Here is an 11,424-nt window from a genome sequence, read left to right as displayed (position 1 = left end):
GCAGGATGACCGGCATGGCAATGACGGCGAAGGTGAAGGACGAACTCAGCCGCCACGAGGTGACCAAGCCCTGCTGCCGCAAGTCCGAGGTGGCCGCCACCCTCCGGTTCGCGGGCGGGCTGCACATCATCGGGGGACGCATCGTGGTCGAGGCCGAGCTCGACACGGCAAACGCTGCGCGTCGGTTGCGGCGCGAGATCCACGAGCTCTACGGGCAGACGCCCGAGGTGCTCGTGCTCGCTGCCGGCGGACTGCGCAAGGGGAGTCGCTACGTCGTGCGGGTCGTCCAGGACGGCGAGGCACTGGCGCGACAGACCGGGCTCATCGACGGCCGCGGCCGTCCGGTGCGTGGTCTGCCGCCGAAGGTCGTGTCCGGATCGGTCTGTGACGCCGAGGCGGCGTGGCGCGGGGCGTTCATCGCTCACGGATCGCTCACAGAGCCCGGTCGCTCCTCGGCGCTCGAACTGACCTGCCCCGGTCCGGAGGCTGCGCTGGCCCTCGTGGGGGCTGCCCGTCGCCTCGGCATCCAGGCCAAGGCTCGCGAGGTGCGCGGCATCGACCGGGTCGTGATCCGCGATGGCGACGCGATCGGCGCGATGCTCACCCGGCTCGGTGCCCACGACGCGGTGCTCGCCTGGGAGGAACGGCGCATGCGTCGCGAGGTTCGGGCCACGGCCAACCGTCTCGCCAACTTCGACGACGCGAACCTGCGCCGGTCCGCCCGTGCAGCGGTGGCGGCAGGTTCACGGGTCGGCCGCGCGCTGGAGATCCTCGGCGAAGACATCCCCGACCACCTCCGCGAGGCCGGGCAGCTCCGTCTCCAGCACAAGCAGGCCTCGCTCGAGGAGCTCGGCCAGCTCGCCCAACCGGCGATGACCAAGGACGCTGTCGCCGGTCGTATCCGGCGGCTGCTCGCCATGGCCGACAAGCGGGCCGAGGACATGGGCCTCCCCGGCACGGACGCCGATCTCACGCCGGACATGCTCGACACCTGAGGCGGGCATGCGGAAACGGTTACTTGACCGTACGCCGGACCTCTGAGGGAGCACGGCAGGACGCGGCACTAGGGTTGTCCGACGTACCCCGGTGACGTGGTCGCCCCCACGCACCCTCCCTCTCGGAAGGCAGACTGCTCGTGACTGTCCGCGTTGGCATCAATGGCTTTGGCCGCATCGGCCGCAACTTCTACCGCGCAGTGATCGCGTCCGGCGCCGACATCGAGATCGTTGCCGTGAACGACCTCACCGACAACGCCACGCTGGCCCACCTGCTCAAGTACGACTCGATCCTCGGTCGGTTCGACGGTGACGTCACCTCCACCGACACCGACATCACCGCGAACGGCAAGACCTTCAAGGTCTTCGCCGAGCGCGACCCCGCCAACCTCAAGTGGGGCGAGCTGGGCGCCGATGTGGTCATCGAGTCGACCGGCTTCTTCACCGACGCAGTGAAGGCCAAGGTCCACGTGGACAACGGCGCCAAGAAGGTCATCATCTCGGCGCCCGCCAAGAACGAGGACGTCACGATCGTCATGGGCGTCAACGACGGCGACTACGACGCAGCGACCCACACGATCATCTCCAACGCCTCGTGCACGACGAACTGCCTCGCGCCGATGGCCAAGGTCCTCAACGACGAGTTCGGCATCGTCAAGGGGCTCATGACGACCATTCACGCCTACACCGGCGACCAGAACCTCCACGACGGTCCGCACAGCGACCTCCGTCGCGCCCGGGCCGCCGCGCTCAACATCGTGCCCACGACGACCGGTGCCGCCAAGGCGGTTGCCCTCGTCCTCCCCGAACTCAAGGGCAAGCTCGACGGCTACGCACTGCGCGTGCCGGTCGCGACCGGCTCGGCCACCGACCTCACCTTCGAGGCCGGTCGCGAGACCACTGTCGAAGAGGTCAACGCCGCCATCAAGAAGGCCGCCGAGGGTCCGCTCAAGGGCATCCTCGTCTACACCGAGGACCCGATCGTGTCCAAGGACATCGAGACGGACCCGGCGTCGTGCATCTTCGACTCGGGCCTGACCAAGGTCATCGGCAACCAGGTCAAGGTCGTCGGCTGGTACGACAACGAGTGGGGCTACTCCAACCGCCTCGCCGACCTCGTCACGCTCGTCGGCACTTCGCTCTGACCCCCGAGCCGAACACCACACACGGAGTTGTCTGACATGAAGTCGCTCGCCGACCTGCTCTCGACTGGCGACCTGCGGGGCAAGCGCGTCCTCGTCCGGTCCGACCTCAACGTTCCCCTCGAGGGCACCACGATCACGGACGACGGGCGCATCATCGCGTCGGTCCCCACGATCAAGGCATTGTCCGAGGCGGGTGCGCGCGTCATCGTGAGCGCCCACCTCGGGCGCCCCAAGGGTGCGCCGGAGGACAAGTATTCGTTGGCACCAGTGGCTGCTCGCCTCGGTGAGCTGCTCGGGTGCGATGTGGTCTTCGCGACCGACACTGTGGGCGAGAGCGCGCAGGCCGCCGTGGCTGGGGCGACGGACGGCGACGTCGTCCTGCTCGAGAACCTCCGCTTCAACGCGGGGGAGACCGGCAAGACTGCCGAGGACCGCGCCGAGTTCGCGGGCCAGCTCGCCGCGCTCGCCGACGTGTTCGTGTCGGACGGCTTCGGTGTCGTGCACCGGGAGCAGGCCTCCGTCTTCGACGTCGCCCGCCTCCTTCCGTCGGCCGTGGGTGGTCTCGTCGAGACCGAGGTCGCCGTCCTGCGTCGACTCACGACCGAACCCGAACGCCCGTATGCCGTGGTGCTCGGCGGCGCGAAGGTGTCCGACAAACTCGCGGTCATCGACAACCTCATCCAGACCGCGGACCGCCTCCTCATCGGCGGTGGGATGGTCTTCACCTTCCTCAAGGCCCAGGGCCACGAGGTCGGCAAGAGCCTGCTCGAGCAGGACCAGGTCGAGGCCGTCAAGGGCTACCTCGACCAGGCGCAGGAGCGCGGCGTCGAGATCGTCCTGCCCGTGGACGTCATCGCAGCCACCGAGTTCTCGGCCGATGCCGACCACGAGGTCGTGGGCATCGACGCCATCCCTGCCGACCGGATGGGGCTCGACATCGGGCCGAAGTCCTCAGAGCTCTTTGCCCAGAAGCTCGCGGACTGCCGCACGGTCTTCTGGAACGGGCCCATGGGCGCTTTCGAGATGGAACCGTACGCAGCGGGTACGGCCGCTCTGGCCAAGGCTCTCGTCGAGATCACCGCTGACGGCGCACTCACGGTCGTCGGTGGCGGCGACTCGGCTGCAGCCGTGCGCCAGCTCGGCTTCACCGACGACCAGTTCGGACACATCTCCACCGGTGGGGGTGCCAGCCTCGAGTACCTCGAGGGCAAGGACCTCCCCGGCCTCGCTGTTCTCGACGAATCCTGAACGGACAGACACTCATGGCTGCCAAGACCTCGACCCAGCGCGTCCCGCTCATGGCGGGCAACTGGAAGATGAACCTCGACCACCTCCAGGCGACGCACCTCGTCCAGAAGCTCGACTGGACGCTCCAGGACGCCAAGCACGACCATGGCGCCGTCGAGGTCGCCGTGCTGCCACCGTTCACGGATCTGCGCAGCGTGCAGACGCTCGTCGACGGTGATCGCCTGCACCTCAAGTACGGCGCCCAGGATCTCTCCGAGCACAAGAACGGTGCCTACACCGGCGAGATCAGCGGCGCCTTCCTGGCCAAGCTCGGCTGCACCTACGTCGCGGTCGGACACAGCGAGCGTCGTGAGTACCACGGCGAGACGGACGAGACGGTGAAGGCCAAGGTCGCGGCGGCATACGAGAACGGCCTGACCCCGATCTTCTGCGTCGGTGAGGGCCTCGAGATCCGCCAGGCGGGCACCCACGTCGAGCACGTCCTGACCCAGGTGCGGGCTGGCCTCGACGGCCTGCCCGCCGACAAAGCCGCGAGCATCGTCATCGCCTACGAGCCCGTGTGGGCCATCGGGACTGGCGAGGTCGCGACCCCCGAGGACGCGCAGGAAGTCTGTGCCGCCATTCGCACGGCCCTTGCCGAGCTGTACTCCGGCGACCTCGCCGACCGCGTCCGCATCCTCTACGGCGGCTCCGTGAAGTCGGGCAACGTCGCGGCGATCATGAGCCAGGACGACGTCGATGGCGCTCTTGTCGGAGGCGCCTCGATCGACCCCGCAGAGTTCGCCTCGATCTGCCGCTACCGCGACCATCTCAAGACGGGCTGACGCGACAGGTATCCTGTAGCGGCGCGCCCTCGTCGGGTGACGCGTGCACGCGTCGAGACAGTCACAGTCAACTACCGAAGGAGCACCGTGGAAGCGGTCAAAATCGGCCTCCAGGTCCTCTTGGTCCTTGGTGGGCTCTTCCTCACCCTTCTGATCCTCCTGCACAAGGGCAAGGGTGGCGGGCTCTCCGACATGTTCGGCGGTGGGATGTCGACGTCCCTCGGCGGCTCCTCCGTCGCTGAGCGCAACCTCGACCGCATCACGTACGCCGTGGCGGTCGTGTGGTTCGTGGCGATCGTCGGTCTCGGCGTCCTCGACCGTTTCGCAACCTGACCTGAAGAATCACTTCCTGAACGAGAGAGAAGGCGATGTCGATGTCTGGTGGTAGCGCAATCCGCGGCAGCCGCGTCGGCGCCGGCCCGATGGGTGAGGCCGAGCGCGGCGAGTCGGCCCCCCGGATCCAGCTGTCGTTCTGGTGCTCCAACGGGCACGAGACCCGCCCGAGCTTCGCGCAGGACCTGGACCTCGAGATACCCGTGACCTGGGACTGCCCCCGCTGCGGCCTGCCCGCCGGTCAGGACAAGGACAACCCGCCGGCTGCGACCAAGGTCGAGCCCTACAAGACGCACCTCGCCTACGTGAAGGAGCGTCGCTCCGACAAGGACGGCGAAGCGATCCTTGACGAGGCGCTCGGGTCACTGCGAGAGCGCGGTCTCATCCAGTAGCACCCTTCGACTTTGTGCCCTTCCCGGACGGCGAGCTCCAGCGAGTTGTCCGGGAAGGGCACGAAGTCGAAAGGACGGTTCCGACGGCGAGCTCCAGCGAGTTGTCCGGGAAGGCACAAAGTCGTTCTGTGTGCTCAGAGGTTCTGGGCGGCGTCCGCGTCGATGAGCCAGAGGGTGCGCTGCTCGCCCTTGACCTGAGCAGCCGAGTTCACGGAGGGATCCGCGCCCGCGACACCGTTGGCCACGGCCTCGGCCTTGTCGGCGCCGGCCACGATGAACCACACCTCACGCGACCGTCGCAGGGCCTCGAAGGTCAGGCTGACCCGGTCCGGCGGGGGCTTGGGGGAGTCGTGCACCGCGATCGCGAGGGCGTCGACACTCAGTTGGGCCGGGTGCCCCGGGAAGAGCGAGGCGACGTGCCCGTCGGGACCGACGCCGAGGATCATGACGTCGAAGGCACCCGCGCCGCTGGCACGCAACAGCTCTGCGTATGCCGTGGCGCTGGCTTCCGCACTGTCCGAGGCTTCCGGTCCCAGGACCCGGTGGACGCGGGCCTGGTCGAGGGGGAGCGAGGCCAGACCTGCCGCGTCGTTCTGGACATCATTGCGGTCCTTGTCGCCGGCGGACAGGTAGCGCTCGTCGCCCCACCACAGTTCGACACGTGACCAGTCGACGGCCGACTGCGCGGGAAGGGCAAGCATGGACGTCCAGAGGTCAGAGCCGAGCGAGCCTCCGGTCAGCGACACGTGCACGACGCCCCGAGCGGCTTGGGCGTCGGCGATGGCCGTGAGGAGTCGCGCCGCGATCGCGTCACTGAGCTCCTGCTTGCCGGGGTGCACGATGACGTCAACGTCGCGCGCCTGGTTGATCTCGTGGGATCCGGTCATGAGGTCGGTCCTCTCAGGATGACTTCTTGCGCTTGGCCCGAACCTTGTCGAGCTGGGTGGCGGCGGCCTTCTTGACCTGCGTGGGGTCGTCGGTCTTCTCGGGCATCGAGGCCTCCACCATTGCGGCGCTGGTGCTGACCTTCGACTCGCGTCGGATGCGAGCGGCGTCTTGGCGTGACTCGGCCACCGAGGGGGTGATGCCCTCGCGCTGGGCCTCGGTGGACGTGCGGCGGCTGTGGCTGACTCCGTCGAGCCCCTGCCGCAGCGCCTCCGCGTAGACCTCATCGGGGTCGAGCCGGCGCAGCTCGTCGGCCAGACACTCGGCGTCGCTGCGCGGAGGCAGTGCGATGGTCCGCTCCGGGCGACCGGCCTGCGACATCGTCGCCGTGGTGCCGTTCTGAGGACGGACGAGATCGAGTGGCCCGCTGGGTCGGTCGAGTCGGACGCTGATGATGCCGGTGCCCTTGCGCGATGGGACGAGCGTGACGGGGCACCGCAGACGCTTGGACAACCAGCCGGCCAGCAACATCGCGGATGGGGAGTCGGTGCCGCCGGTGACCGTCACAGCCGTGACCGGTTCGAACGGCGCCTGGTCGAGGGCCGCGGTGAGCAGGGCCCGCCACAGGGTGATCCGTGACCAGGCCAGGTCCGTGTCACCGGGGGTGTAGGCCGCCGCGAGGCGGGCCAGAGGCGCCCTGGGTGCTCCATTGGAGCGGGACACGTCGGTGATCCGGCGCTGAGCCATCTCGCCGATGGGGTCGGCCCCCGGGTCCTTGGGGGCTTCGGTCGGCCACCAGGCGACGATCGGGGCGTCGGCCAGCAGGAGTGGGGTGACGACGGCGCGGCCGTGCGAGGCGAGCGGTCCGAACAACCGCAGGACCACGACCTCGCTCGCGCCGGCGTCGCCACCGATCCGGATCTGGCCATCGAGCCGGGAGGCGCCCCGACGGTTGGCGATGACGACGACGATGATGCGACACGGGTGCTGACGACTGGCGTCGTTGGCGGTCTGGATGGCCGCGTCGGCGTCGTTCTCGTCGACGACGACCACGAGGGTGAGCACACGCGTCAGCGCCATGGAGCCGGTCTCGGAGCGAAGCCGAACCAGCTTCTTGGAGATGTCGACGGTCGATGTGCTGGGCAGGTCGACGATCACCGGGGTCCCCGATCAGTATTGAAGCGAGGCACGAGCGGAGAACTGTTTGGGGTGTTCACGGGAGCCTCCATTCGCGGCCGTCACGGCTCATGAGTTCGTCAGCGCTCGGGGGGCCCCAGGTGCCTGACTCGTACTGGTCGATGCCGCCCTTGGTCTTGGCCCAGAACTGTTCGATCGGGTCGAGGATCTCCCACGAGAGCTCGACCTCCTCGTGCCGGGGGAAGAGCGGGGGCTCGCCGAGGAGCACGTCGAGGATGAGTCGCTCGTAGGCCTCGGGGGAGCTCTCGGTGAAGGCCCGGCCGTAGCCGAAGTCCATCGTCACGTCGCGCACCTCCATCTGTGCGCCGGGGACCTTGGCACCGAAGCGCATCGTCACACCTTCATCGGGCTGGACCCGGATGACGACGGCGTTCTGTCCGAGTTCCTCTGTCGCGGTGTCGGCGAAGGGCAGGTGTGGTGCCTTCTTGAAGACCACGGCGATCTCGGTGACCCGCTTGCCAAGACGCTTGCCGGTCCGCAGGTAGAACGGGACGCCCGCCCAACGGCGGGTGTCGACCTCGAGCTTGACCGCGGCATACGTCTCGGTCGTGGAACGTGCGCCGACGCCCTCCTCCTTGAGGTAGGAGATGACCTCTTCTCCGCCCTGCCAGCCCTTGGCGTACTGGCCACGGGCGGTGCCCTTGGTCAGGTCCTTGGGGAGGCGGACCGCAGAGAGCACCTTCTCCTTCTCGCTGCGCAGGTGGTCGGCATCGAACGACACCGGCTCCTCCATCGCCGTGAGGGCGAGCAGCTGCAGGAGGTGGTTCTGGATGACGTCGCGGGCGGCGCCGATGCCGTCGTAGTAGCCGGCTCGCCCGCCGATGCCGATGTCCTCGGCCATCGTGATCTGGACGTGGTCGACGTAGTGGCTGTTCCAGACCGGCTCGAACATCTGGTTGGCGAAGCGCAGGGCCAGGAGGTTCTGGACGGTCTCCTTGCCGAGGTAGTGGTCAATCCGGAAGACCGAGTCGGCAGGGAAGACCTCGGCCACGATCTCGTTGAGCTCGCGGGCGCTCTTGAGGTCGTGACCGAACGGCTTCTCGATGACGACGCGCCGCCAGGAACCCTCGGGGGGCGTCGACAGCCCGGACCGTTTGAGCTGCTCACACACTGTCGCGAAGAACGACGGCGGGATGGAGAGGTAGAAGGCGTGGTTGCCCCCGGTGCCTCGCTGTTCGTCGAGTTCGCGCACGGTCTCGGCGAGCAGGTCGAAGGCCTTGGGGTCATCGAACGTGCCGGGGACGAAGCGAATGCCTTCGCTCAGCGAACGCCAGACGTCCTCACGAAACGGTGTGCGGGAACGTTCCTTGACCGACTCGTAGACGATCTTGCCGAAGTCCTGGTCGGCCCAGTCGCGACGGGCGAACCCGATGAGCGAGAAGCCCGGGGGGAGCAGACCGCGGTTGGCGAGGTCGTAGATCGCCGGCATGAGCTTCTTGGTGGCGAGGTCGCCCGTGACCCCGAACAGCACGAGGCTGCACGGGCCCGCGATGCGGGGGAGCCTCTTGTCTCGCGGGTCCCGAAGAGGATTGTGGGTGGCTGTGATCCGGGACGGACTCATCAAGCTCCTGGTGTCGTGAGGGCCGACTGCACCTGACTCAGGCCGCGGCCGTGCTGGGTCAGGTGAAGGCGGAGGACGGGGCGGCCGTGTTCGGCGAGGACCTGGGCGTCGCCACCGGCCTGGGCCGCGATGAACTCCCCGAAGGTGAAGTCGCGTCCGGGGACGGCGAGGTCCTCCTCGGGAGCGGCAGTGACCTGGATGAAGACGCCGTTGGCGGGTCCACCCTTGTGGTACTGCCCGGTGGAGTGGAGGAATCGCGGACCCCATCCGAAGGTCACCGGGCGACCGGTGTGGTCGAACAGGGCGCGGGCCACGTGCTCAAGGTCGGCGTCCTGTTCACGGTCGAGGTAGGCCATGACGGCCACGTAGCCGCTCGACTCGTCGAGCTGGCCGAGCAGTGCGGCGACGGCGGCCGGCAGCGTCGGTGCGTCACCGAGCCAGTCACCCCCGAGAGTGCGAACCTCGACCGATCCGTCGACGAACGCCGGTTCCTCGGCGGCCGTGCCGGCCTGGTCGAGCAGACCGCGCGCAGCCTTCTTGGCGCTCTCCACGTCGGGCTGGTCGAAGGGGTTGATGTCGAGCAGTCGACCTGCAACCGCCGTCGCGACCTCCCAGAGGAGGAGCTGGGCACCGAGGGTTCCGGCGACGGTGATGACCGAGCCGCTGTCGCCGACGTTCTCCTGGGGGAGGGAGTCGCCGGGGCCGGGCTGTTCGGCAGCGATCGAGTCGGGGTGGCGGGGATTGCCTTCCACATCGGTCGTGAGGTCGTCGTCGAAGTCCTCGTCGCCACCCGTGGCGACGAGGCGCACGAGATTGGCATCGGCATACGCGTGCTTGGGGGCATCACCATCGGCGACGACCGGGAGGATGCCCGTGCCGTCCTTGCCAGTGGACTCGGCGATGAGCTGCTCGGCCCAGGCACCGAAACCGACATTCTCGGTTCCGGCGTCGACGAGGACCAGCTTGTCGCGCAGGGGCTTGGTGCCAGCCATGGCGGCCCCCAGCTGCAGTGCAGGGTTGCCCTCGTCGTCGGCGGCGAGCAGGTCGGCCACGGCCTCGGCGTCGTCGAGGAGGGCGCCGATGTCAGCACCGGCGAGACCTGATGGCACGAGGCCGAACGCGGTCAGGGCGGAGTAGCGCCCGCCCACGTCGGGGTCGGCGTTGATGACGCGAAAGCCTGCGGTGCGAGCCTCGCCATCGAGCGGGCTGCCCGGGTCGGTGACGACGATGATGCGGCGGGTGGCGTCGATGCCGGCGACGGCGAACGCCTGCTCGAACGCACGTCGCTGCGAGTCGGTCTCGACGGTGGCACCCGACTTCGAGGAGACGACGACGGCCGTCTTCTCGAGGTCCTTGGCGACGACGCGACGGACGACGTCAGGCGCTGACGAGTCCAGGACGACGATGTCGACACCAGCCGTGGCGCAGATGACCTCGGGCGCCAGCGAGGACCCGCCCATGCCGCACAGGACGATCCGGGACACGCCCTCACCGTGCAGTTCCTCGCGCAGCGCGGCGATCTCGCCCAGCAGGGGACGCGAGGACCGGGGGAGACTGACCCAGGAGAGGCGCTTGGAGGCCTCTTCCTCGGCGTCCTTGCCCCACAGGGTGGCGTCCTTGGCGAAGAGCCTGCTCGCGACCTCGTCCTTCACGAGCTGGGGGACGAGGGTCGCGATCGCGTCAGCGGCGGCGCCGCGGGCGGTGATCTCGAGGCTGCTCATCGAGAGGCCTTGTCGAGCTCGGACTGCAGCCCGTCGAGCAGCTCTCCCCACGACTTCTCGAACTTGTCCACGCCTTCCTTTTCGAGCAGCGCGGTGACCTCGGAGTAGGAGATGCCGAGACGTTCGAGCACGTCGAGAACCTCAGCGGACTCCTCGTAGGTGCCCTCGATCGTGTTGCCCGTGATCTCGCCGTGGTCCTTGACCGCGTCGAGCGTCTTCTCGGGCATCGTGTTGACGGTGCCCGGGGCGACGAGCTCAGTGACATACATCGTGTCGGGGTATGCCGGGTCCTTGACTCCCGTGGACGCCCACAGTGGACGCTGGGGCTTGGCTCCGTCGGCCTCGAGGTTCTTCCAGCGCGGGGTCGAGAAGACCTCTTCGTAGGCCTGGTAGGCCAGTCGCGCGTTGGCGATGGCGGCCTTGCCCTTGAGTCCCTTGGCGGTCTCGGCGTGCTCGCCCTCGATGGCGTCGAGACGCTTGTCGACCTCGCTGTCGACGCGCGACACGAAGAACGACGCGACCGACTCGAGCGTGCTGATGTCCTTGCCGGCCTCGCGGGCCTGCTCGACGCCCGTGAGGAAGGCGTTCATGACCGCCCGGTAGCGATCGAGGCTGAAGATCAGCGTGACATTGACCGAGATGCCCTCTGCGAGAACCTTGGTGATCGCGGGGAGCCCCTCGATCGTCGCCGGGATCTTGACGAGGAGGTTGGGACGGTCGACGAGGTCGCGCAGCTGCTTCGCCTGCGCCACCGTCTGCTCGGTGTCGGCAGCGAGTCGAGGGTCGACCTCGATGGAGACGCGCCCGTCGAGGCCGTCGGTCGCCTCGAAGACGGGGAGGAGGACGTCGCAGGCGTCGCGGACGTCCTGGGTCGTCATGGCGGTGACGGCCTCGTCGAGGGTCTTCTTGTCGGCGGCGAGCTGGGCGACCTGCTCGCTGTAGCTCTCACCGTCGGACAGGGCCACCTGGAAGATCGAGGGGTTGGTCGTGACTCCCACGACGCCCTTGGTGTCGATGACTTCCTGGAGCTTGCCCGACGTGAGCCGTTCGCGGCTCAGGTCGTCGAGCCAGATGGAGACGCCGTTGTCGGCGAGGTCCTTGAGGGCGGTGTTGTCAGTCATGA

The 11,424-nt window shown here is 68.3% G+C and carries 11 protein-coding genes; 6 read left to right on the top strand and 5 right to left on the bottom strand.

Features of this window, described 5'->3' with window-relative positions:
• Positions 1-14: 14 nt before the first annotated feature.
• The 6 genes from whiA to ACFQRE_RS19150 all read left to right on the top strand — a co-directional run bounded on the left by whiA (position 15) and on the right by ACFQRE_RS19150 (position 4,937).
• Positions 15-995: a DNA-binding protein WhiA gene (gene whiA / locus ACFQRE_RS19175; protein ID WP_380125532.1), complete on the top strand. Its 981-nt coding sequence runs from the start codon at positions 15-17 to the stop codon at positions 993-995.
• Positions 996-1,135: 140 nt separating this feature from the next.
• Entirely contained in the window at positions 1,136-2,140 is a 1,005-nt protein-coding gene (gap, locus tag ACFQRE_RS19170) for a type I glyceraldehyde-3-phosphate dehydrogenase (RefSeq protein ID WP_380125530.1), read from the top strand.
• Positions 2,141-2,176: 36 nt separating this feature from the next.
• Positions 2,177-3,388, top strand: a complete 1,212-nt coding sequence (locus ACFQRE_RS19165) for a phosphoglycerate kinase (protein ID WP_380125528.1) — start codon at positions 2,177-2,179, stop codon at positions 3,386-3,388.
• 14 nt (positions 3,389-3,402) lie between these two features.
• Positions 3,403-4,212 (top strand): triose-phosphate isomerase, encoded by an 810-nt coding sequence (gene tpiA / locus ACFQRE_RS19160; RefSeq protein WP_380125526.1) that lies wholly within the window; start codon positions 3,403-3,405, stop codon positions 4,210-4,212.
• A gap of 87 nt (positions 4,213-4,299) precedes the next feature.
• Entirely contained in the window at positions 4,300-4,545 is a 246-nt protein-coding gene (gene secG / locus ACFQRE_RS19155; protein WP_380125524.1) for a preprotein translocase subunit SecG, read from the top strand.
• Between the two features lie 41 nt (positions 4,546-4,586).
• A complete protein-coding gene (locus ACFQRE_RS19150; RefSeq protein ID WP_380125522.1) occupies positions 4,587-4,937 on the top strand; it encodes an RNA polymerase-binding protein RbpA in 351 nt (116 codons plus the stop codon).
• A 134-nt stretch (positions 4,938-5,071) separates the two neighbouring features.
• Here ACFQRE_RS19150 and pgl read toward each other — a convergent pair whose 3' ends face one another.
• From pgl to tal, 5 genes are read right to left on the bottom strand one after another with little or no spacing between them, the layout of a single operon-like run.
• On the bottom strand, positions 5,072-5,824 hold the full coding sequence (pgl, locus tag ACFQRE_RS19145) for a 6-phosphogluconolactonase (protein ID WP_380125520.1): 753 nt from the start codon (positions 5,822-5,824) through the stop codon (positions 5,072-5,074).
• Between the two features lie 13 nt (positions 5,825-5,837).
• On the bottom strand, positions 5,838-6,980 hold the full coding sequence (locus ACFQRE_RS19140; RefSeq protein ID WP_380125519.1) for a glucose-6-phosphate dehydrogenase assembly protein OpcA: 1,143 nt from the start codon (positions 6,978-6,980) through the stop codon (positions 5,838-5,840).
• Between the two features lie 55 nt (positions 6,981-7,035).
• The gene (gene zwf / locus ACFQRE_RS19135; RefSeq protein ID WP_380125517.1) at positions 7,036-8,580 is read right to left on the bottom strand and encodes a glucose-6-phosphate dehydrogenase; all 1,545 of its coding nucleotides are present in this window, start codon (positions 8,578-8,580) and stop codon (positions 7,036-7,038) included.
• Positions 8,580-10,301 carry a glucose-6-phosphate isomerase gene (locus ACFQRE_RS19130; protein WP_380125515.1) on the bottom strand — a complete coding sequence of 574 codons (1,722 nt, stop codon included), beginning with the start codon at positions 10,299-10,301 and terminating at the stop codon, positions 8,580-8,582. The genes zwf and ACFQRE_RS19130 overlap by 1 nt, the downstream gene beginning before the upstream one ends.
• Positions 10,298-11,422 (bottom strand): transaldolase, encoded by a 1,125-nt coding sequence (gene tal, locus ACFQRE_RS19125; protein WP_380125513.1) that lies wholly within the window; start codon positions 11,420-11,422, stop codon positions 10,298-10,300. The genes ACFQRE_RS19130 and tal overlap by 4 nt, the downstream gene beginning before the upstream one ends.
• Positions 11,423-11,424: the final 2 nt, after the last annotated feature.

The sequence above is a fragment of the Knoellia pratensis genome (assembly GCF_042666395.1).
Classification (GTDB): Bacteria; Actinomycetota; Actinomycetes; order Actinomycetales; family Dermatophilaceae; genus Knoellia; species Knoellia pratensis.
This window is presented reverse-complemented; position numbering and strand designations above follow the sequence as displayed.

Excerpts from the sequence above, each read along its gene's own strand:
- whiA (WP_380125532.1), top strand. The coding sequence starts at position 15 with ATGGCAATGACGGCGAAGGTGAAGGACGAACTCAGCCGCCACGAGGTG.
- ACFQRE_RS19165 (WP_380125528.1), top strand. The coding sequence starts at position 2,177 with ATGAAGTCGCTCGCCGACCTGCTCTCGACTGGCGACCTGCGGGGCAAG.
- tpiA (WP_380125526.1), top strand. The coding sequence starts at position 3,403 with ATGGCTGCCAAGACCTCGACCCAGCGCGTCCCGCTCATGGCGGGCAAC.
- ACFQRE_RS19150 (WP_380125522.1), top strand. The coding sequence starts at position 4,587 with ATGTCTGGTGGTAGCGCAATCCGCGGCAGCCGCGTCGGCGCCGGCCCG.
- pgl (WP_380125520.1), bottom strand. The coding sequence starts at position 5,824 with ATGACCGGATCCCACGAGATCAACCAGGCGCGCGACGTTGACGTCATC.
- zwf (WP_380125517.1), bottom strand. The coding sequence starts at position 8,580 with ATGAGTCCGTCCCGGATCACAGCCACCCACAATCCTCTTCGGGACCCG.
- ACFQRE_RS19130 (WP_380125515.1), bottom strand. The coding sequence starts at position 10,301 with ATGAGCAGCCTCGAGATCACCGCCCGCGGCGCCGCCGCTGACGCGATC.
- tal (WP_380125513.1), bottom strand. The coding sequence starts at position 11,422 with ATGACTGACAACACCGCCCTCAAGGACCTCGCCGACAACGGCGTCTCC.